Source organism: Streptomyces sp. NPDC001137 (genome assembly GCF_040298885.1).
In the GTDB taxonomy this organism is placed as follows: Bacteria; Actinomycetota; Actinomycetes; order Streptomycetales; family Streptomycetaceae; genus Streptomyces.
In genome coordinates this window covers 134,478-153,711 of sequence record NZ_JBEPBA010000021.1, presented here as the reverse complement: position 1 = coordinate 153,711, position 19,234 = coordinate 134,478, and the positions used below count along the sequence as shown (strand labels likewise).

Here is a 19,234-nt window from a genome sequence, read left to right as displayed (position 1 = left end):
CTCGCGCTCACGCGGCGGAGCCGCATGTCGGCACAGCCCCGCGCCCCTTGGGCGCGTCCCCTGACCGTCAGCTAATCAAGAACCCGCGCTCCCCCTACCGGCAGATCCCACAGGTCCTCGCGGGCCAGGCCCGCCTTCTCCCAGGCCGTTCGCACCCGCGTGAGCGGCTCGAGTACCGGCTCCGCCGACAGTACGAACGTGCCCCAGTGCATGGGGGCCATCCTTTGTGCGCCCAGGTCCTGGGCCGCCCGGACCGCCTCCTCCGGGTCGCAGTGGACGTCGCTGAGCCACCAGCGGGGGTCGTAGGCGCCGATGGGGAGGAGCGCGAGGTCGATGCCCGGGTGGCGTTCGCCGATCCGGGAGAACCAGTGGCCGTATCCCGTGTCGCCCGCGAAGTAGACGCGCCGGCCGTCGGGGGCCGTCAGGACCCAGCCGCCCCACAGGGAGTGGCAGGCGTCGGTGAGGGTGCGCTTGGACCAGTGGTGGGCGGGGACGAAGTCGAAGCGGACGCCGTTCAGTTCGGCCGCCTCCCACCAGTCCAGTTCGGTGACGTGGGTGAAGCGGCGGCGGTGGAACCAGCGGGCGAGGCCCGCCGGGACGAACACCGGGGTGGTGCGCGGGAGCCGGCGCAGGGTGGGTGCGTCCAGGTGGTCGTAGTGGTTGTGGCTGATGACGACCGCGTCGACGGGCGGCAGGGACTCCCAGGGGACCCCGACCGGGGTGATGCGGGCGGGGGTGCCGAGGATGCGGCGGGACCAGACCGGGTCGGTGAGGACGGTCAGACCGCCGATCCGGACGACCCAACTGGCGTGTCCCGCCCAGGAGACGGCGACGGTACGGGCGTCGACGCGGGGCAGCGGAGCGGGTTCGAAGGGGAGCCGGGGAATGTCGGCCAGGCCTTCGCGCCCGGGGCGGATGGAGCCCTCCCGGGCGAAGCGTGCCATCGCTTTGAGGCCGGGCAGCGGGGCGGTCAGGCGGTCGTGGAAGGTGCGCGGCCACACCCGGCGCTCGCCCAGCGGGCGGGGTTCGGCGAGCGGCGGAAGGGCGGGCGCCAGCCCTGGCCGGGACGCCGTCCCGTCGGCGTCCCGGGTGGTCGTACTCGTGCTCGTGGTGGTGGTCGACTCGGACTGCTGCGTCATCGAGGAGGCTCCCATCGCTGAGCGTCGTCGCGGAGATCGTCGAAGACCGACTTCACATGGCTCAACGCGCGTTGCACATGTGGCAGTTCCAACGGCGTGGGTGATGTGAGACATTCCGCGCGTTCCTCGTCCGTGCCGCCCAGCAGCGGGCCGGTGGACAGGCGGACGCGCAGGGCGCCGAGTTCGTCGCCGAAGCGGTGGCCGCCCGGTGCGGGCATGCCGAGCCGGGCGGCGAGGAAGTCCTCCAGTTCCTGCGCGTCGCCGACGCCGTGCGCCGAGAGCGCGGAGCGCAGCGGGCCGAGGTCGGCGTAGAGGTGACGGCCGGCCTGCGGGGGGCGGGACAGGGTGCCCGCCGCGACGACCGCCGCGTGCAGGGCGGCGGCCACGCGCGCGTGCAGGCGCACGGCTGCCGCCACGCGCGCGGTGACCGGCTCCGGCTCCCCCAGGGCGTAGGCGGCCGGGGCGGCGAGGGGGCCGGCGATGCGGGCGCCGAGCGCGGTGAGCACGTCGAGCACGCGCGCGTGGAGGTCACCGCCCGTTTCGCCCGCCGGGAAGCGGGCCACCGCGGCAGGCCAGCCGGGCGGCAGCAGCGCGCCCGCCAGGTCGGTGACGACGGTGACCCGGTCGGGCAGCATCTCGGCGGGGCTGAGCAGCACGGTGTCGTGCGGAGCGTGCAGGGTGTCGCGCCAGGTCTCGTCGCTGACCAGGTGCAGTCCCTCCCCGGCGGCGGCCTCCACGCACTCGTGCAGGAACTCGGGCGGGGCGACCGTGGCCGTGGGGTCGTCCGCGACCGACAGCACGAGCAGCCGCGGGTCACCGCCCTCGGTGCGCACCCTGCGCACGGTCTCCAGGAGGGCGTACGGATCCGGGACGCCACCGCACTCGGCCGGCGTCGCCACATGGAAGACGGGTCTGCCCAACAGACGCGCGTACGGCGCCCACCAGGCCGCGCAGGGCCTCGGCACCAGGACGTCACCGCCGAGAGCGGCGGTCAGCGCGAGCAGCAGGGCGGGGGCGCCGGGGCCGGCGGCCACGCGGTCGGGTGCGGCGGACAGGCCGCGTCGCTCCCAGTACCCGCAGGCCGCCTCGATCAGTTCGGGTCCGCCGCCGATCGGCTCCCCGTCGGCGCGTGCGGCGGCCGCGGCGAGCACGGCGGTGAGCTCGGGCGGCACGGGCAGCCCGTCCTCGGGCAGGGGCGGCCCGAAGCGGACGGGGCCGCGGCCTTCCGGGTCCGTCCGCCGCATGCGTACCTCCGCGCAGTCCCTGTGCCGTGTCCGTGCTCCGAGTACCCAGGGTGCCGCTCTCGCATCGGAGTGCGCACGGGTTTCGCCCGCAGCCCGGCGGGTCAGCGGTCCCAGACGGAGTCCTTGGGCCACATCCGGTAGGCGGCGGCACCCAGTGCGCAGACGATCAGGAGGCCGCCGGCGACCAGGGCGGGCACGGAGTCGGAGAAGGTGCCGCCCGCACCGGCATCCACCCCGTGCTGCATGTCGTGCTCCCGCCCGTTCTGCAGGCCCGTGCCGCCGCAGGAGTCGGAGTCCTGCTCGGTGCAGGGCCGGCCCTGGTCATGGCCGTCGCCGTCCCCGGCATCGCCGCCGACGGCGCCTCCGCCGAGATCGGCGCCCTCGCCGCCGCCGTTGTCTCCCCGCCCGCCGCCGTCGTCAGCGTGTCCGCCGGTGCCGCCACCGCCGTCACCACTCACACCGCCGTCGCTCCCGCTCTCACCAACCGCGGCGCCGTCGCTGCCGTCGCCGCGGTTCACATGGGAAGCGGCGCTCCACGCCTTGCCCGTGGAGCCGGGGGCCGTCGCGCAGGTGCCGTCGACGGTCGCGGGGTGCCCGCTCCCGGCGTGCGTGTGCGAGACGGCGCCGAGGGTGGCGGGCGGCGGTCCGCCGGTCGCTTCGCAGGCGACCGAGACGGTGACGCCGCCGCCCGGGGACACGCTGCTCGAGCCGGTCTCTGCGGCCGAGTCCGCGTATGCGGCCGAGGCGAAGCCGAGCGTGGCACCGGCCAGGGCCGCGACGGACAGGACACGGGCGGTGCGAGGCATGGGGAGGGCTCCTTCGACGGGCGGTTTCTCAGGAGCACGGAGTCGTGCCCCATAGCCCATCACAGCCCGCCCGGCGGCCAGGCGCGCGCGGCCGAGCCCCATTCGCGCTACGAGGACGCCCGAGCGGGTGACACGGCCGGTGCCCCGCCCGGGTGTCAGGGCCCCGGTTCGCGGGCCCTCAGTTCAGCAGCGCGGCCAGGTCCCTCTCCAGGCCCCGCCCCCGCCGCTCGACCACCGCCGCCGCCACGTCGGACAGCTTGCGGTTGCTGCCCTGCGAGAGGCGGCGCAGCACCCCGAACGCGGCGTCCGCGTCGCAGCCCAGTACATGCATGACGATGCCGCAGGCCTGGTCGACGAGGGGGCGGGAGCGCAGGGCGGTGCCGAGCTGGTCGAGTTCGGTGAGCGCGGCGCGGTAGGAAAGGTCGCGGACCAGACATGTCATGGCGAAGTCGCCGAGCGCCCGGGCGGGCCCGTGCGGGGCGTCCGCCAGGGCGCCGGGCCGGAAGCTGTAGAGGCTGAGCGTCACCGTCAGGCCGGAGCGCCGGAAGGGCAGCGTGACGCTGGAGCGCACCCCGGAGTCGAGCGCGAGGGCGCGGTAGTCGGGCCAGCGGTCCTCACGCAGCAGATCGGAGCAGCGGGCCGGTTCCCCGCGTTCAAGGGCGTCCGGGATGGGCCCGTCCCCGGAGCGCAGCTGCACGGCGACGAGCGGGGCGAGGTCGGGATGGGTGACGGCCGCGGGCCGCTCGCTGCCGCCCTCGGCCACCATTCCGCTCGCTCCACAGCACTCCACGGTGCAGCGCGCGGCCTCCTCCACCAGTTCCGACAGCCGCCGCCCGGGGAGGGCGGGCTCGGTCGCCTCCGCTCCCCAACGACGGGTGTGAGGCCCGGTGTCCGGCATGGTGCACTCCTCCTCTCTCCCGCGCACCTTCCCCCTCGCCCGGTCCGAAAACGGTGGCCACGAACGGGAGTCGCGCTAATTTCGTCGCATGACGCAGACGGACGAGTTCGGTGAAGACCTTGCGGATTTTGTGCGCCGCGTCGCGGAGCTGAAGACGGCGCGGTCCGTGTCGAGCGGGGACCTGCCCACGGTGCTGGACGCGGCCATCTTCGAACTGGACCATGTGGTCGGCCAGTTGTGGCCCCGGTACGAGCGGCTTTCGGAGGCGGGCCCGGCCCGTACCGGCGCCTCGGCGGACCGCCAGGAGCAGCAGCTGCTGCGTGCCGTGTTCCAGCGTCTCCCGCTGCCGGTCGCGCTGGTCGACAAGGAGACGGTGGTGCGGCGGCTGAACGGTGCGGCGACCGCCTTCACCGGTGTGCGCGCCGGCTATGCGACGGGCCGCCCGCTGACCGGTTTCCTCGCGCACGCCGACCGGGCCGCGTTCCGTTCGCAGGCCGCGGCGGTGGCCCGCGGCGAGGGGGACCGCAGTCTCACCGTCCGCCTCCAGCAGCAGCCGTCCGTCCCGGTGCACGCCACGCTGGCGGCCGTACGCCCGAGCGGCGAGCCCCGCGCGACGGTCCTGGTGGTCCTGCAGCCGGGCGGGCCCAGCGTCCCGGCGGCGCCGGCGGACCCGCCGGCGCGGCAGCTGCCGGACCTCGCCGAGACCACCCGGCACGCGGCCGTGATGGACCTCCTGGACGCGATGACCACGGCCCTGCTGACCACGGACCGGCAGTCCGCCCTGGAGGCGGCGGCGCGGGTCCTGCACGGCAGGTTCGCCGACTGGGTGATCGCCGACGCGGGCGCGGACGATCTGTCGCGCGCGGCCGTGCTGGCCCCGCCGGACGGGGACGCGGCCGCGCTCGAGGGGCAGGATCCGGCCGACTGCCCCCTGGTCGTCGAGACGGCCCGGACCGGGTCCCCGGCCCTGCAGATCCGCCCGCCGGACCCGGACGCCTTCGGCCGGACCGCGACGGGCGCCCCCGTGCTCGTGGCGGCGAACGTCACGTCACTGCTGTGCGTGCCGCTGAAGGACGGGGACACCGTGCGGGGTGTGCTCACGTTGTTCCGGTGCGGGCCCCGGCTGGCGTTCTCGATGGCGGAGGCGCAGGCGATGGACCTGATGTCGCGCCATCTGGCACTGGCTATGCGGCCTCGTGCATGATCTGGTCCCGCATCCGGGTGCAGCAACGGCTGATCAGTCGTGACACATGCATCTGGGAGATGCCGAGCTGCTCGGCGATCCGGCTCTGCGTCATGTCGCCGAAGAACCGCATGTACAGGATGGCCCGCTCCCGTTCGGGCAGCGCGGCCAGCCGGGGCTTGACGGACTCGCGGTCCACGACCGTGTCCAGCGCGGGGTCCGGGGAGCCGAGGGCGTCGCTCAGCGAGTAGCCGTCCTCACTGCCGGGCAGTTCGGCGTCGAGGGAGAGCGCGGTGAAGCTCTCCAGCGCCTCCAGACCGACGAGGACGTCCTCCTCGCTCATGTTGGCGTGCTCGGCGATCTCCGCGACGGTGGGCCTGCGGCCCGAGATGGTCTGGGAGAGGTCCTGGGTGGCGAACCGGACACGGTTGCGCAGGTCCTGGACGCGGCGCGGTACGTGCAGGGTCCACATGTGGTCGCGGAAGTGCCGTTTGATCTCGCCGGTGATGGTGGGCACGGCATAGCTCTCGAACGCGTTGCCGAGTTCGGGGTCGTACCGGTCGACGGCCTTGACCAGGCCGAGGGCGGCCACCTGACGCAGGTCCTCGAAGCTCTCGCCGCGGCTGCGGAAGCGCCCCGCGAGACGGTCGGCCATCGGCAGCCAGGCCTCCACGATCTTCTCACGCAGTGTGTCGCGCTGCTGGCCCGCGGGGAGCTTGGCGAGTTTGCGGAAGGCGTCGGCGGTGTCCGGGGCGTCGTCGTGCGGGTGGTGCTTCGCGCTCACTTTGGTGGGCATGGTGCGTCGCAACTCCCTTGAAGGTGCTCTGGGGTGGACGGTCACCGTGGGAGTGCGGCCGCGCGTTCGAGACAGGCGCGGTCCGGGCGGCTCAGGGGCCGGTCCCCACGGACGTGCCTCCTGTCCGAAGCACTGGAACTGCGCCTGCCCCGGGCCCCGGGCCGCAAACACCCCCGCATGTTTTCCGTCGGCCCACCGGGTGACTCGGCCCGCAGACGACAGCTGTCCGATCACGTCAAGGCCCGGGAGGTCCACATATGAGCACCAAGGTCTCCGACCACGTACTGCAACGACTGCGCGAGTGGGGCGTGGACCATGTCTTCGGCTACCCCGGCGACGGCATCAACGGTCTGCTGGCAGCCTGGGGGCGGGCCGAGAACAAGCCTCGTTTCGTGCAGTCCCGGCACGAGGAGATGTCCGCGTTCGAGGCGGTCGGCTACGCCAAGTTCAGCGGTCGTCTCGGCGTGTGCGCGGCGACCTCGGGGCCCGGCGCGATCCACCTGCTCAACGGCCTCTACGACGCCAAACTGGACCATGTGCCGGTGCTGGCGATCGTGGGTCAGACGCACCGCACGGCGATGGGCGGCTCGTACCAGCAGGAGGTCGACCTGCACACCCTGTTCAAGGACGTCGCCTCGGACTTCGTGGAGACGGTGACGGTCCCCGAGCAGCTCCCGAACGTCATCGACCGCGCGATCCGCACCGCGTACGCGCGCCGCGCCCCCACGGCGATCATCATCCCCGGGGACGTCCAGGAGCTGGACTACTCCGCGCCCACGCACGAGTTCAAGATGGTGCCCTCCAGCCTGGGCCGCAGCTCGTGGACGTCGGTTCCGTCCGAGGAGTCGATCCAGCAGGCGGCCGAGATCCTCAACTCCGGTGACAAGGTGGCGATCCTGGTCGGCCAGGGCGCGGCCGGGGCACGCGCCGAGGTCGAGCGGATCGCCGGACTGCTGAAGGCCGGCGTGGCGAAGGCACTGCTCGGCAAGGACGTCCTCAGCGACGAACTCCCCTACGTCACCGGCTCGATCGGCCTGCTGGGCACCCGGCCGTCGTACGAGCTGATGCGGGACTGCGACACCCTGCTGACCATCGGTTCCTCGTTCCCGTACACGCAGTTCATGCCGGAGTTCGGCAAGGCGCGCGGCGTGCAGATCGACATCGATCCGCACATAGTCGGCATGCGCTATCCGTACGAGGTGAATCTCGTCGGCGACGCGAAGGCCACCCTGCAGGCGCTGATCCCGCTGCTGAGTGAGGACCGCGGCCGGGAGTGGTACGACCAGGTGTGCGCGAACGTGACGCGCTGGCGCGAGGTGATGGGGCGGCGGGCGGAGCTGTCGGCCGACCCGATCAACCCGGAGTACGTCGCCCATGTGCTGGACCCGCTGCTGCCGGCCGACGCGATCGTCAGTTCCGACTCGGGCTCGGCGGCCAACTGGTACGCACGGCACCTGACGACGAAGCCGGGCATGCGCTCCTCGCTGTCCGGGACGCTCGCGACGATGGGCTGCGGGGTGCCGTACGCGATCGGCGCGAAGTTCGCGCACCCGGACCGGCCCGCGATCGCGCTCGTCGGGGACGGTGCGATGCAGATGAACGGCATGGCCGAGCTGATCACGGCGGCCAAGTACCGCGATCTGTGGGAGGACCCGCGGCTGGTCGTCGCCGTGTTCAACAACCACGACCTCAACCAGGTGACCTGGGAGATGCGGGCCATGGAGGGCGCTCCCTCCTTCCTGCCCTCGCAGGAGATCCCGGACGTGCAGTACGCCGCGTTCGCCCGTTCGCTCGGCCTGACCGGCATCCGGGTGGAGAAGCCGGAGGACGTCGAGGCGGGCTGGCGGGCCGGTCTGGAGGCGGACGGCCCGGCGGTGATCGAGTTCCTGACCGACCCGGCGGTCCCGCCGATCCCGCCGCACGCCACCTGGGAGCAGATGGAGGCGACGGCCGCCTCGATCCTCAAGGGCGACGCGGACCGCGGCTCCATGATCAAGCAGGGGCTGAAGGCGAAGGTGCAGGAGTTCCTGCCGGGGCGGGAGAAGCAGTAGCCCCGGTTGGACTCCCCCGACGAACACCCCGTTGATCGTCATCTCACCGGCACATAGGTTCCGGGCATGACGAACGTACGGATCGGTGTGATGTACGACCGCGACTGGGCCCCGGAAGAGCTGCCCGGGTTCGCGCGGCGGGCCGAGGCTCTCGGGGTGGACGACCTGTGGGTGGTCGAGGACCTCGGGTGGAACGGCGGAGTCTCGGCGGCGGCGGTCGCCCTGGGAGCGACGGAACGCATCCGGGTGGGCCTCGGCATCGCGCCCGCCCCGCTGCGCAGCCCGGCGCTGCTGGCGATGGAACTGGCCACGCTGGCACGGGTGTTCCCTGGGCGGCTGGTGGCCGGCATCGGGCACGGGGTGCGGGAGTGGATGGTCCAGGTGGGCGTCGCGCCGCGCTCGCCGCTCGCTCTGCTGGAGGAGACGGTCACCTCGGTGCGCGCCCTGCTGCGCGGGCAGCGGGTGGAGCTGGCTGGACGTGAAGTGCGCCTGGAGGGCGTCGAGTTGGTGCATCCGCCCGCCGAGGTGCCGCCGGTGGTCGCCGGGGTCGTACGCCCCCGTTCGCTCGCACTGTCCGGCCGGGTCGCGGACGGCACCGTGATCACCGAGGGGCACGGGCCCGGCGACCTGGAGAACGCCCGTGCGCTGACCGCCAAGGGCGGCGCCGCGCCCGGCCACACTCTGACGGTCCTCGCCTTCGCCTCCGTCGGTGACGACCCCGACGAGGTGGCCCGCGCCCTGCGGCCGCACATCGAGGGGCACGCCGCCTGGCTCGGCCGCCCGCGGGACGAGGTGTTCACCGTCGCGGGACCCGCCTCGGCGGCTGCCGAACGCATCGGCGAGCTCGCGGCGGCCGGCGCGGACACGGTCGTGCTGCGGATCGCCGGCGCGGAGCCGCTACGGCAGTTGGAGGCCCTGCTGAAGGCGGCCGGGCGGCGGGACTGAAGGTCAGCGAGGAGAGTGCGGGGAAGAACGGCGGCGGTGCCTGCGGCGCGCGGTCCTGATCGCACCCGTTCCTGAAGCAACCACTTGGCCCGGGCCTCGCGGGATCCGCAGGACCGGGAGTGGCACGGTCGCGCCGAGGGGGCCGGCCGGGGCGTCATCGCTCGGGTCGGCCTTCTTCACGGGCAGCAGGAACTCCTCGTAACGGCCGAGTGCAAGCACCATGCCGAGCATGAGAAGCGGGATGATCACGGCGAGCAGTGCCATGGCCGATTCCTCCCCGAGGATGTGCGTGGAGGGCGGATGTCGGGTTCCCGTCTTTCGGGCCGCAAACCCTGTGTCGGCCTCCGGTCTTCGGGTACGCGGAGCCCACCCTGAGGATCTGGAGGGAGTCATGCAGCGAGGCAGTGACCGGCTGAGCGTCCACCGCGACGAAGAGATGAAGCACGAACTACAAGGTCTGCTCCGGTCCGGACACCCCACGCGGACCGAGGAATGGCACGACCCGGAACCCACCGCCGACGACGACCCGGAGGTCGCGGGCGGTCCGATCGCACCGGGACGCTCCCGCGCGTCCCTGGCCGCGGTCCGCACGGAACTGGCCCGGCACCTGAACCGCCACGTGTTCCCCGCGGGCCCCCGCGAGCTCGTCCACGCACTGCGCCGGGCGTACGCGCCCGACGCGCTGATCGAGCCCGTGGAGCGGCTGCCCCGCACGGCGCGCTACAGCACCGTCCAGGAGCTGGCGGAGGCACTCTCCGGGACCGGCCGGGAGCGAAGGACGTAGGCCCGCACGCGGCCGGATCCTGCGGTCGCCGGAGTACGAGGGTCCGCCGCGGCGCATAGGCCCCGGGCCCGGGGGTACTGCGGGCGGCGTCACCCCGACGACGGCCACCGGCCGGGAACGGAGAAGGACCCACAGTGATGGCAGCGAGCGCGGATTTCGTCAGGGAGGTCATGACACCGGGCGTGGTCGCCGTCCGCCCGGACGCGTCACTCGTCGAGGCGGCGCAGTTGATGCGGTCGCAGGGCATCGGAGATGTGCTGGTGGCCGACGGGCAGCAGGTGGTGGGGGTCCTCACGGACCGTGACATCACGGTGCGGGCGGTGGCGGACGGCGTCGATCCGCTGACGGTGAGCGCCCAGTCCGTGTGCACCCCCGATCCGGTGCTGGTCGGCCCGGACGATCCCGTCTCGGCCGCCGTGGCGCTCATGCGCGCGCACGCCGTCCGCCGGCTGCCGGTCGTGGAGGACGGGCTGCCGGTCGGGATGGTCAGCCTCGGCGATCTGGCCACGGTGCAGGACCCGGACTCGGCACTGGCCGAGATCAGCCTTGCCGTGCCGGACGGCCGGGGCAGCATATGAGCCGGGACCAGGCCGCCGAGATCAGCGCCACCGGAGTCACCGTCGACGTCGGTGATGTGACCACCCGCTATCTGCTGTACGGGCTGCTGCCCGGCTGGTTCGTGCCGGGTCTCGCCGACTGGGTGATGCACCGGCGCAGCCGCATCGAGGACACGGCGGGCACCAAGGAGTCGTTGATCCACTCGCTGATGATGGCGGAGGTCGGCATCCCCATCGCGCTGACCCTGCGCTACGAGGTCAACCCGCTGCTCCTGACGGTGCAGTTGGCCGGCGCGGCGGTGCATGAGGCGACCGCGCTGTGGGACGTGCGTACGGCGGTGAAGAGCGACCGTGAGGTCACCCCGCTGGAGCAGCACATCCACAGTTTCCTGGAGTCGCTGCCGTACGGCGCGCTGTCCGCGCTGATGTGTCTGCATGCCGACCAGGTCAAGGCACTGCTGCGATGGGGGTCCCCCCGCTCGAGCGAAGCCGAGAGTGGGGGAGGCAGTGGCCGCACGGACGCCTGGCGTCTGGTGCCGCGCCGCCGCCCGCTGTCCCGCGGCTATCTCGCGGGCATCGCGGCCGCGATCGGCACCTGTGTGGTGCTGCCGTACGGCGAGGAGCTCGTGCGCTGTGTGCGCGCGGGCCGCCGCAACAAGAAGCGCGTCACGACCGACCTGGCCGACTGGCGTGCCACGAAAGGACGTTGAACCATCATGCGTATCGCATTCCTGACCGCACCCGAGGGTGTCGAGCAGATCGAGCTGACCGATCCGTGGCAGGCGGCGAAGGACGCCGGCCACGAACCCGTGCTGGTGTCGACCGAACCGGGGCGTATCCAGGCCTTCGACCACCTCGACAAGGCGGACACCTTCCCCGTGGACGAGGTGGTGGGCGAGACCTCGGCCGCGTCCTTCGGCGCCCTGGTCCTGCCGGGCGGCGTGGCCAACCCCGACTTCCTGCGCATGGACGAGAAGGCCGTCGCGTTCGTACGGGACTTCTTCGACCAGGGCCGGCCCGTCGCCGCGATCTGCCACGCCCCGTGGACACTGGTCGAGGCGGACGTCGTACGGGGCCGTGAGCTGACCTCCTGGCCGAGCCTGAAGACGGACATCCGCAACGCCGGCGGCACCTGGGTCGACGAACAGGTGAAGATCGACGACAACGGCGCCGGCAAGCTGGTCACCAGCCGCAAGCCGGACGACCTGAAGGCGTTCTGCGAGGCCTTCCTGCATGTGTTCGCCGAGGGGGCCGGCTGATGGGCTCCCCCGCCGACCGGAAGCAGCAGCAGCGCGCCTCCTTCCACGCCGACGATCCGGCGGGCGGGCCGCTCACCACCGACCAGGGCGTCGAGGTCGACCACACCGACGACTCGCTGGCCGTCGGCGAGCGCGGTCCGACGCTGATGGAGGACTTCCACTTCCGGGAGAAGCTGACCCACTTCGACCACGAACGCATCCCCGAGCGGGTGGTGCACGCGCGGGGGGCGGGCGCGTACGGCTACTTCGAACCGTACGAGTCCTGCGCGGAGTTCACCCGCGCGGCCTTTCTGCAGGACCCCTCGGTGCAGACACCGGTCTTCGTGCGGTTCTCGACCGTGCAGGGGCCGCGCGGCTCGGCGGACACCGTGCGGGACGTGCGCGGCTTCGCGACCAAGTTCTACACGTCGGAGGGGAACTACGACCTGGTCGGGAACAACTTCCCGGTCTTCTTCATCCAGGACGGCATCAAGTTCCCCGACTTCGTGCACGCGGTGAAGCCGGAGCCGCACAACGACATCCCGACGGGCGCCTCCGCGCACGACACGCTCTGGGACTTCGTGTCGCTCCAGCCCGAGACGCTGCACGCGATCATGTGGCTGATGTCGGACCGGGCGATCCCGCGCAGCTACCGCATGATGCAGGGCTTCGGCGTGCACACCTTCCGGTTCGTGAACGCCGAGGGGCGCGGCACGTTCGTGAAGTTCCACTGGAAGCCGAAGCTGGGCGTGCACTCGCTGGTGTGGGACGAGGCGCAGGAGTGCCAGGGCCGCGACCCCGACTTCAACCGGCGCGACCTGTGGGACGCGATCGAGGCGGGCGAGTACCCGGAGTGGGAGCTCGGCGTCCAACTCGTGCCGGAGGAGGACGAGTTCGCCTTCGACTTCGATCTGCTGGACGCCACGAAGCTCATCCCGGAGGAGCAGGTGCCGGTCCGGCCGATCGGCCGGATGGTCCTCAACCGCAACCCGGAGAACTTCTTCGCGGAGACCGAGCAGGTCGCCTTCCACACCGGCAACGTGGTCCCCGGCATCGACTTCACCAACGACCCGCTGCTGCAGGCCCGCAACTTCTCCTACCTGGACACGCAGTTGATCCGCCTGGGCGGCCCCAACTTCGCGCAGATCCCGGTCAACCGTCCGGTGGCACCCGTGCGCACCAACCAGCGCGACGGCTACCACCAGGGCGCGATCCACCGGGGCACGAACTACTTCCCGAACTCCCTCGGCGGCGGCTGCCCCGCCCACGCCGGGGTAGACGCGAACGCCTACACGCACTACGCGGAACGTGTCGACGGCGCCAAGATCCGAAAGCGCAGCGAGAGCTTCAAGGACCACTACAGCCAGCCCGCGATGTTCTTCCACAGCATGACGGACTGGGAGAAGCAGCACATCGTGGCGGCCTTCCGGTTCGAACTCGGCAAGGTCGGTGCGATGACCGTCCGCGCCCGGACCGTCGAGGAACTGGCCAAGGTGGACGGCGGGTTGGCGCGCGAGGTGGCGCGCGGCATCGGGGTGCCGGAGCCGGACGGCGCCGAACCGGGGACGCACAAACTCGCCTCGCCCGCGCTCAGCCTCGAGTCGCTGCGCGGCGACGGCTCGATCCGCACCCGGCAGATCGCGGTCCTCGTCACCGACGGCGTGGACGCCGAGCAGGTCACCTCCGTACGGGAGGCGCTGGCCGCCGAGGGTGCGATCGTCGAGGCGCTGGCGCCGACGGACGGCACGGTCAGGGGCGCCGACGGCGAGTCGTACGCGGTCGACCGTGCGCTGCCGACCGTCGCCTCCGTGCTGTACGACGCGGTGCTGCTGCCCGGCGGGCAGGACGGCGCGGCGGCGGCGAAGGACCCGGACACGCTGCGCTTCGTGCGGGACGCCTATCGGCACGGCAAGCCCGTGGGCGCACTCGGCTCCGGCGTGGGCGTGCTGTCCGCCCTGGAACCCGAGGGCCTGCGGCTGTCCACCGGGGACCGGCGCACGGTGTCCGACCGGGGCGTGGTGACGGACACGTCACCGGGCACACCGGCCACCGAGTTCGTACAGGCGTTCGTCGACGCGACAGCGGCGCACCGGCATTGGGACCGGCCACCGGTACGCCACTGAGGAGGCGCCGTGATTCAGGGAGTCGCCGACTCCCCGCACCGGCGGTCCCGTGCGCCTTCACGGGTGCGGCCCGCGGCCACCATGCGCCGCGGGTTGCGGCGCAGGTACTCGCCCTCCAGCTGGGCCATGCGATCGTTGTGGGCCCGCAGCGCGTCCGTCGAGCCGTACAGCAGCGTGTCGTGGCGCGTGCGGTGGATCGTCTCCAGCTCCTTCATGAGCTGCTGGTCGTCCAGCCGGCTGGGGTCGACTCCGGTCATGGTGGCACCCCGCTCGTCGTGTTCGTCCATGCGGTCCGGGTACCCGCCCGGTGAACACCAGTCCCAAGCGGCATCCGGGAGGGAACCATGGATCTCGCTTTCCTGCATCCACTCTACGAACATCCGGGCCCCTGGGCCTCCGTGTACGTCGACACTTCCCGGCATACGGAGGACACGCCCCACGAACGCCATCTGACGGCCGTGGCACTGGCCCGCGACCTTGATCGGCAGGGGGCGGACCAGGCGACGTGCCAGGCCGTCCAGGAGGCACTCGACGAGCTGCAGCACTCCTCCGAGCCGAACGGGCGAGCCCTGTTCGCCCGCGCCGGCGAGGTGGTGCTGGACCCGCCGCTGGCCCGGCCCCCGCAGCGGGACAGCGCGCACTGGGCGCCGCTGCCGCACGCCGCTCCCCTGCTGGAGCTGGCCGGTGAGGACCCGGCCTGCGTGGTGGCGTACATCGACCGCAAGGGCGCGGACTTCGAGCTGCGCACCTCGCTGGGCGAGCAGGAGGCCGGCACGGTCAGCGGGCGGCAGTGGCCGGTGCACCGTACGAGCACGGGTGACTGGTCGGTGCGGCACTTCCAGCTGAAGGTGGAGAACACCTGGGAGCACAACGCGGCCGAGATCGCCGACGCACTCGTCGTCTGTCAGGAGGAGACCCGCGCCGACCTGCTGGTTCTCGTGGGTGAGGAGCGGGAGAAGCGGGCGGTGCACGACCGGCTGCCCCGGCGGCTGCAGGACATGGTCGTGGAGGCCCCGCACGGCGCCGGCAGCAGGCTGCTCGACGAGGATGTCGAGCAGGCCCGCACGGAGCACGTACGGCAGCGGGCCGAACGGGAGCTGGAACGGTTCCTGGCGGCCCGCGAACCGGGCCCCGAGGGGCGCTCCGGTGCCGTGGAGGGCGTGCCCGCGCTGGTCGAGGCCGCCCGCGAGCACCGCATCGAGGAGCTGCTGATCCGTCCCGACGGCCCCGACGCGCACCGCGAGGTGTGGATCGGTGAGGACCCCGACCAGCTGGCGGTCCGCCGCACGGACCTGAAGATCCTCGGCGAACAGCACTCCTGGCCGGCCCGCGCGGACGACGCCCTGATCCGCTCGGCGGTGACGACGGGCGCCCCGGCCCTGTCGGTGGCCCCGGCGGCGGAGGCGACGGGGGGCCAGATCCCGGCGGGCGGCTTGGGTGCCCTGTTGCGCTGGACGTGAGTTCACCGCGCGTCTGGGGGCTTCCGCCCCCAGACCCCCGTTCGGCCCTGAACGGGCCTCGTCCTCACATGCCGGACGGGCTGGTTGATGCCTACCGAACCCGCTCCACTCGCCGCTCGTCCCACACAGGCTCAGCGGTCTCCCGCACACGCCCGTCGCTGCCGAACACCAGATACCGGTCGAAGGACCGGGCGAACCAGCGGTCGTGCGTGACCGAAAGCACCGTGCCGTCGAAGGCCTCCAGCCCCTCCTGGAGCGCCTCGGCGGACTCCAGGTCGAGGTTGTCGGTCGGCTCGTCCAGCAGCAGAGCCGTGACCCCCTCCAGCTCGAGCAGCAGGATCTGGAACCGGGCCTGCTGTCCCCCGGACAGGCGTTCGAACGTCTGCTCGGCCTGGGCCGTCAGCTCGTAGCGCCGCAGGCGTGACATCGCCGCGCCCCGGTCCTGGGAGTGTTCCTGCCACAGGATGTCCAGCAGCTTGCGGCCCTGGAGCTCGGGATGGGCGTGCGTCTGGGCGAAGTGCCCGGGCACGACCCGCGCCCCCAGCTTCCACTCCCCCGTGTGCGCCACCTCGTCGCCGGCCAGCAGCCGCAGGAAGTGCGACTTTCCGGAGCCGTTGGAGCCGAGGACGGCGACCCGCTCGCCGTAGAAGACCTCCAGATCGAAGGGCTTCATCAGGCCGGTCAGCTCAAGTCCCTTGCAGGTGACGGCCCTTACCCCGGTACGGCCGCCCTTGAGGCGCATCGTGATGTCCTGCTCACGCGGCGGCTCCGGGGGCGGACCCGCCTCCTCGAACTTGCGCAGGCGGGTCTGCGCGGCCTGGTAGCGGGACGACAACTCATGGCTGATGGAGGCCGCCTGACGGAGGTTCAGCACCAGCTTCTTCAGCTGGGCGTGCTTCTCGTCCCAGCGGCGGCGCAGCTCCTCGAAGCGGGCGAAGCGTTCACGCCGGGCGTCGTGGTAGGTGGCGAAGCCGCCGCCGTGCACCCAGGCGTCGGCGCCCGCGGGCGAGGGCTCCACCGACACGATCTTCTCCGCGGCGCGGGCGAGGAGCTCGCGGTCGTGGGAGACGAAGAGGACCGTCTTGCGGGTCTCCTTCAGCCGCTCCTCCAGCCAGCGCTTGCCGGGCACGTCGAGGTAGTTGTCGGGCTCGTCGAGCAGCAGCACCTCGTCCGTGCCGCGCAGCAGCGCCTCCAGGACGAGCCGCTTCTGCTCACCGCCGGACAGCGTGCGCACCTGCCGGAACTGCGCCTTCTCGTACGGCACCCCGAGCGCGGCCGTGGTGCACATGTCCCACAGCGTCTCCGCCTCGTAGCCGCGCGCCTCGGCCCAGTCGGCGAGGGCCTGCGCGTACTGCAGCTGGGCCGCCTCGTCGTCGACGGTCATGATGGCGTGCTCGGCCTTGTCGACGGCCTGCGCGGCCTCGCGGATGCGCGGCGGCGCCACGGACACGAGCAGGTCCCGTACGGTCGTCTCGTCCCGTACGGATCCCACGAACTGCCGCATCACCCCGAGGCCGCCGCTGACGGTGACGGTGCCGCCGTGCGGTTTCAGCTCGCCGGAGATCAGCCGCAGCAGGGTCGTCTTGCCGGCGCCGTTCGGTCCGACGAGGGCGACGACGGCCCCTTCGCCCACCCGGAAGGACACATCGCCGAGCAGCGCCCTCCCGTCGGGGAGGTAGTACTCGAGGTGCGCTGCTTCCAGATGTCCCATGAGGAGGCATTCTGCGGGCCCTGCCGGGGGTCGGGCAAACGCTTAAACGGTCTGTGCGGTCTCGTCGAGGGGGCGGCCCGCAGGCCCGCCCCGGCCCGCCGGGGCCACCACGGCGCCCGCCCACGACAGCGCCTTCCAGCCGTCGGCCGGTGAGCCCTCCAGGACCACCACGCCGGTGTTGTCGAGGGGGCGGGCGGCGGCGAAGGGGACGTCGACGTTGTCGGCGCGGGCCGCGGTCCACATGCGGATCGCCGCGCCGTGGCTGACCATGGCGACCGTCGCGGCGCCGCTGCGTGCGGCCTCGGCGACGACGGCGTCGTAGCGGGCGAGCGCCTCGGCGCCGCTCTCGCCGCCCGGCATCCGCAGCTCGGTGTCGCCGGCCGCCCAGGCGAACACCGTCTTCATGTAGAGCGCGCCCTGCTCGGTGTCGCCGGGCAGCATCTCCAGGTCGCCTGCGGTGAGCTCGCGGATGCCGTCCCTCACCAGGACGTCGAGGCCGCGGGCGGCGGCCAGCGGAGCGGCGGTGAGCTGCGTACGCACCAGCGTGGAGGCGTACAGGGCCTCGATGTCCTCGTCGGCGAGCGCCTCGGGGAGGGCGGCGGCCTGCTGCTCGCCGAGCGCGGTCAGCCCGGGACCCGGGACGGCGGTGTCGAGCAGGAAATCGACGTTCGAGGGGGTCTGACCGTGGCGTATGAGGAGCAGACGCATACAGGGCCCTCCGGGTGTCGATCAGCGCCCGCAGGACAAAGAACGGGCACTTCAGGGTACCCGGCACTCCATGAGTCCCGACGTCGACCTCACCGTCCCGAAGCCCGGCCCGCACCCGCTGCGCAGCCGGCTGCTCGCCCTCGACTGCCGTCTCTTCGAGTTCGCGGCCGAGCGGAACTGGCCGGCCGCCGAGCGCGTGCTGCCCCGGCTGAGCCGGAGCGCGAACCACGGTGTGCTGTGGTTCGCGGCCGCCGCCGCCATGGCGGCGAGCCGTACCCCGCGGGCCCGCCGGGCCGCCGCGCGCGGTCTCGCCTCGCTCAGCCTGGCCTCCCTGACCATCAACACACTCGGCAAGCGCTCGGTGCGCCGCCCCCGGCCGGTCCTGGACCCGGTGCCGCTGGTGCGGCAGCTCAAGCGCCAGCCGATCACGACCTCGTTCCCGTCCGGGCACTCCGCGTCGGCGGCCGCCTTCGCGACCGGCGTCGCACTGGAGTCGCCGGCCTGGGGTGCGGCGGTGGCCCCGGTCGCCTGGTCCGTGGCGCTCTCCCGGGTCTACACCGGGGTGCACTTCCCGAGCGACGTGCTCGCGGGAGCGGTCCTGGGCGTGGGCGCCGCCTTCGCCGTACGGGGCCTGGTGCCGACCCGCGCCCAGCTCGTCCCGCCGGCCCGGCCCCGCGCCGAGGTCCCGGCGCTGCCGGACGGCGAGGGCCTGGTGGTGGTGGCCAACAACGGCTCGGGCACCGCGGACCGGGTGCGCGCCCTGCGGGACAGCCTGCCGGCCGCCGAGGTCGTCGAGTGCCAACCGGGCGATCTTCGGGCCGAGTTGGAGAAGGCCGCGACCCGCGCCCGGGTGCTCGGCGTGTGCGGCGGCGACGGCACGGTCAACACGGCCGCCGAGGTCGCCCTGCGCCACGGGCTGCCGCTCGCGGTGCTGCCCGGCGGCACCCTGAACCACTTCGCCTACGACCTGGGGGTCGAGGACGTCCGCGATCTGAGCCGGGCCGTCCAGCAGGGCGAGGCGGTGCGCGTGGACGTCGGCCGGTTCGTCTGCGGCACCCAGCAGGGCGTCTTCCTCAACACCTGCAGCCTGGGGGTCTACCCGGAGCTGGTGCGGGTGCGGGACCGCTGGTCGGGCCGGATCGGCGGCTGGCCCGCCGGCGTGCTCGCGGCCCTGCGCGTCCTGCGCACGGGCCGGCATCCGCTGGAGGCCGAGTTCGGGGGCCAGGTGCGCCCGCTGTGGCTGCTGTTCGTCGGCAACGGCACCTACCACCGGATGGGGCTGGCGCCCGGCCGCCGGCTCGACCTCGCGGACGGGCAGCTCGACGTACGGGCGGTGCACGGTGGCCGCCGTCCCGCGCTGCGGCTGCTCGCGGCCGCCCTGGCGGGTCCGCTGACCCGCTCCCCCGTCCACGCGGCGGTCCAGGTGGGCCGACTGCACCTGGAGGGCGTCGCCCCCGGCACGCTCCTCGCCCACGACGGCGAGGTCACCGAGGCGGAGGGTGAGGTGACGCTGGAGAAGCTCCCCGAGGCGCTCACGGTGTACCGCCCCCTCACCGGCGACTGACACTCCATCAGTCCACATTCCAAAACG

The 19,234-nt window shown here is 72.9% G+C and carries 19 protein-coding genes; 10 read left to right on the top strand and 9 right to left on the bottom strand.

The window, feature by feature from the left end; genetic code table 11:
• Nucleotides 1-71: 71 nt before the first annotated feature.
• From ABT254_RS33720 to ABT254_RS33705, 4 genes are all read right to left on the bottom strand, one after another.
• Nucleotides 72-1,139 carry an MBL fold metallo-hydrolase gene (locus ABT254_RS33720; protein WP_351478612.1) on the bottom strand — a complete coding sequence of 356 codons (1,068 nt, stop codon included), beginning with the start codon at nt 1,137-1,139 and terminating at the stop codon, nt 72-74.
• Nucleotides 1,136-2,383 carry an aminotransferase class I/II-fold pyridoxal phosphate-dependent enzyme gene (locus tag ABT254_RS33715; RefSeq protein WP_351478610.1) on the bottom strand — a complete coding sequence of 416 codons (1,248 nt, stop codon included), beginning with the start codon at nt 2,381-2,383 and terminating at the stop codon, nt 1,136-1,138. Before ABT254_RS33715 ends, ABT254_RS33720 begins: the two co-directional genes overlap by 4 nt.
• A gap of 101 nt (nt 2,384-2,484) precedes the next feature.
• A complete protein-coding gene (locus ABT254_RS33710) occupies nt 2,485-3,189 on the bottom strand; it encodes a hypothetical protein (protein ID WP_351478608.1) in 705 nt (234 codons plus the stop codon).
• 178 nt (nt 3,190-3,367) lie between these two features.
• On the bottom strand, nt 3,368-4,087 hold the full coding sequence (locus tag ABT254_RS33705; protein ID WP_351478605.1) for an ANTAR domain-containing response regulator: 720 nt from the start codon (nt 4,085-4,087) through the stop codon (nt 3,368-3,370).
• A gap of 88 nt (nt 4,088-4,175) precedes the next feature.
• On the opposite strand from ABT254_RS33705, the gene ABT254_RS33700 reads away from it, so the two are divergent.
• The gene (locus tag ABT254_RS33700; protein ID WP_351478602.1) at nt 4,176-5,291 is read left to right on the top strand and encodes a PAS domain-containing protein; all 1,116 of its coding nucleotides are present in this window, start codon (nt 4,176-4,178) and stop codon (nt 5,289-5,291) included.
• On the opposite strand, the gene ABT254_RS33695 is transcribed toward ABT254_RS33700, so the two are convergent.
• Nucleotides 5,272-6,066, bottom strand: coding sequence for an RNA polymerase sigma factor SigF (locus tag ABT254_RS33695; RefSeq protein WP_351478599.1), 795 nt, complete (start codon nt 6,064-6,066; stop codon nt 5,272-5,274). The two genes, ABT254_RS33700 and ABT254_RS33695, sit on opposite strands and share 20 nt — an antisense overlap.
• A 257-nt stretch (nt 6,067-6,323) precedes the next feature.
• Here ABT254_RS33695 and ABT254_RS33690 point away from each other — a divergent pair, with 257 nt between their 5' ends.
• On the top strand, nt 6,324-8,117 hold the full coding sequence (locus tag ABT254_RS33690; protein WP_351478596.1) for a thiamine pyrophosphate-requiring protein: 1,794 nt from the start codon (nt 6,324-6,326) through the stop codon (nt 8,115-8,117).
• Nucleotides 8,118-8,183: 66 nt separating this feature from the next.
• Nucleotides 8,184-9,062, top strand: a complete 879-nt coding sequence (locus ABT254_RS33685; protein WP_351478593.1) for an LLM class flavin-dependent oxidoreductase — start codon at nt 8,184-8,186, stop codon at nt 9,060-9,062.
• Between the two features lie 3 nt (nt 9,063-9,065).
• Here ABT254_RS33685 and ABT254_RS33680 read toward each other — a convergent pair whose 3' ends face one another.
• Nucleotides 9,066-9,326, bottom strand: a complete 261-nt coding sequence (locus ABT254_RS33680; RefSeq protein ID WP_351478590.1) for a hypothetical protein — start codon at nt 9,324-9,326, stop codon at nt 9,066-9,068.
• Nucleotides 9,327-9,453: 127 nt separating this feature from the next.
• On the opposite strand from ABT254_RS33680, the gene ABT254_RS33675 reads away from it, so the two are divergent.
• The 5 genes from ABT254_RS33675 (at nt 9,454) to ABT254_RS33655 (ending at nt 13,764) form a co-directional block, all read left to right on the top strand.
• Nucleotides 9,454-9,846 carry a DUF2795 domain-containing protein gene (locus tag ABT254_RS33675; protein ID WP_351478587.1) on the top strand — a complete coding sequence of 131 codons (393 nt, stop codon included), beginning with the start codon at nt 9,454-9,456 and terminating at the stop codon, nt 9,844-9,846.
• A 137-nt stretch (nt 9,847-9,983) separates the two neighbouring features.
• Complete coding sequence (locus ABT254_RS33670) at nt 9,984-10,424, top strand: CBS domain-containing protein (RefSeq protein ID WP_351478584.1); 441 nt, start codon at nt 9,984-9,986, stop codon at nt 10,422-10,424.
• The gene (locus ABT254_RS33665; RefSeq protein ID WP_351478581.1) at nt 10,421-11,113 is read left to right on the top strand and encodes a diguanylate cyclase; all 693 of its coding nucleotides are present in this window, start codon (nt 10,421-10,423) and stop codon (nt 11,111-11,113) included. The genes ABT254_RS33670 and ABT254_RS33665 overlap by 4 nt, the downstream gene beginning before the upstream one ends.
• Before the next feature lie 6 nt (nt 11,114-11,119).
• On the top strand, nt 11,120-11,662 hold the full coding sequence (locus ABT254_RS33660; RefSeq protein ID WP_351478579.1) for a type 1 glutamine amidotransferase domain-containing protein: 543 nt from the start codon (nt 11,120-11,122) through the stop codon (nt 11,660-11,662).
• Nucleotides 11,662-13,764 (top strand): catalase, encoded by a 2,103-nt coding sequence (locus ABT254_RS33655; RefSeq protein WP_351478576.1) that lies wholly within the window; start codon nt 11,662-11,664, stop codon nt 13,762-13,764. Before ABT254_RS33660 ends, ABT254_RS33655 begins: the two co-directional genes overlap by 1 nt.
• A gap of 14 nt (nt 13,765-13,778) precedes the next feature.
• Here the strand turns inward: ABT254_RS33655 and ABT254_RS33650 are convergent, their stop codons facing one another.
• Nucleotides 13,779-14,051, bottom strand: a complete 273-nt coding sequence (locus tag ABT254_RS33650) for a DUF6158 family protein (protein WP_115910185.1) — start codon at nt 14,049-14,051, stop codon at nt 13,779-13,781.
• Nucleotides 14,052-14,108: 57 nt separating this feature from the next.
• On the opposite strand from ABT254_RS33650, the gene ABT254_RS33645 reads away from it, so the two are divergent.
• Entirely contained in the window at nt 14,109-15,224 is a 1,116-nt protein-coding gene (locus ABT254_RS33645) for a baeRF2 domain-containing protein (RefSeq protein WP_351478573.1), read from the top strand.
• Between the two features lie 91 nt (nt 15,225-15,315).
• On the opposite strand, the gene ABT254_RS33640 is transcribed toward ABT254_RS33645, so the two are convergent.
• Both ABT254_RS33640 and ABT254_RS33635 read right to left on the bottom strand, forming a co-directional pair.
• Entirely contained in the window at nt 15,316-16,935 is a 1,620-nt protein-coding gene (locus ABT254_RS33640; RefSeq protein WP_351478570.1) for an ABC-F family ATP-binding cassette domain-containing protein, read from the bottom strand.
• 42 nt (nt 16,936-16,977) lie between these two features.
• The gene (locus tag ABT254_RS33635; protein ID WP_351478567.1) at nt 16,978-17,643 is read right to left on the bottom strand and encodes a histidine phosphatase family protein; all 666 of its coding nucleotides are present in this window, start codon (nt 17,641-17,643) and stop codon (nt 16,978-16,980) included.
• 70 nt (nt 17,644-17,713) lie between these two features.
• Here ABT254_RS33635 and ABT254_RS33630 point away from each other — a divergent pair, with 70 nt between their 5' ends.
• Entirely contained in the window at nt 17,714-19,207 is a 1,494-nt protein-coding gene (locus tag ABT254_RS33630) for a bifunctional phosphatase PAP2/diacylglycerol kinase family protein (RefSeq protein ID WP_351478564.1), read from the top strand.
• Nucleotides 19,208-19,234: the final 27 nt, after the last annotated feature.

Excerpts from the sequence above, each read along its gene's own strand:
- ABT254_RS33720 (WP_351478612.1), bottom strand. The coding sequence starts at position 1,139 with ATGACGCAGCAGTCCGAGTCGACCACCACCACGAGCACGAGTACGACC.
- ABT254_RS33715 (WP_351478610.1), bottom strand. The coding sequence starts at position 2,383 with ATGCGGCGGACGGACCCGGAAGGCCGCGGCCCCGTCCGCTTCGGGCCG.
- ABT254_RS33710 (WP_351478608.1), bottom strand. The coding sequence starts at position 3,189 with ATGCCTCGCACCGCCCGTGTCCTGTCCGTCGCGGCCCTGGCCGGTGCC.
- ABT254_RS33705 (WP_351478605.1), bottom strand. The coding sequence starts at position 4,087 with ATGCCGGACACCGGGCCTCACACCCGTCGTTGGGGAGCGGAGGCGACC.
- ABT254_RS33700 (WP_351478602.1), top strand. The coding sequence starts at position 4,176 with ATGACGCAGACGGACGAGTTCGGTGAAGACCTTGCGGATTTTGTGCGC.
- ABT254_RS33695 (WP_351478599.1), bottom strand. The coding sequence starts at position 6,066 with ATGCCCACCAAAGTGAGCGCGAAGCACCACCCGCACGACGACGCCCCG.
- ABT254_RS33690 (WP_351478596.1), top strand. The coding sequence starts at position 6,324 with ATGAGCACCAAGGTCTCCGACCACGTACTGCAACGACTGCGCGAGTGG.
- ABT254_RS33685 (WP_351478593.1), top strand. The coding sequence starts at position 8,184 with ATGACGAACGTACGGATCGGTGTGATGTACGACCGCGACTGGGCCCCG.
- ABT254_RS33680 (WP_351478590.1), bottom strand. The coding sequence starts at position 9,326 with ATGGCACTGCTCGCCGTGATCATCCCGCTTCTCATGCTCGGCATGGTG.
- ABT254_RS33675 (WP_351478587.1), top strand. The coding sequence starts at position 9,454 with ATGCAGCGAGGCAGTGACCGGCTGAGCGTCCACCGCGACGAAGAGATG.
- ABT254_RS33670 (WP_351478584.1), top strand. The coding sequence starts at position 9,984 with ATGGCAGCGAGCGCGGATTTCGTCAGGGAGGTCATGACACCGGGCGTG.
- ABT254_RS33665 (WP_351478581.1), top strand. The coding sequence starts at position 10,421 with ATGAGCCGGGACCAGGCCGCCGAGATCAGCGCCACCGGAGTCACCGTC.
- ABT254_RS33660 (WP_351478579.1), top strand. The coding sequence starts at position 11,120 with ATGCGTATCGCATTCCTGACCGCACCCGAGGGTGTCGAGCAGATCGAG.
- ABT254_RS33655 (WP_351478576.1), top strand. The coding sequence starts at position 11,662 with ATGGGCTCCCCCGCCGACCGGAAGCAGCAGCAGCGCGCCTCCTTCCAC.
- ABT254_RS33650 (WP_115910185.1), bottom strand. The coding sequence starts at position 14,051 with ATGGACGAACACGACGAGCGGGGTGCCACCATGACCGGAGTCGACCCC.
- ABT254_RS33645 (WP_351478573.1), top strand. The coding sequence starts at position 14,109 with ATGGATCTCGCTTTCCTGCATCCACTCTACGAACATCCGGGCCCCTGG.
- ABT254_RS33640 (WP_351478570.1), bottom strand. The coding sequence starts at position 16,935 with ATGGGACATCTGGAAGCAGCGCACCTCGAGTACTACCTCCCCGACGGG.
- ABT254_RS33635 (WP_351478567.1), bottom strand. The coding sequence starts at position 17,643 with ATGCGTCTGCTCCTCATACGCCACGGTCAGACCCCCTCGAACGTCGAT.
- ABT254_RS33630 (WP_351478564.1), top strand. The coding sequence starts at position 17,714 with ATGAGTCCCGACGTCGACCTCACCGTCCCGAAGCCCGGCCCGCACCCG.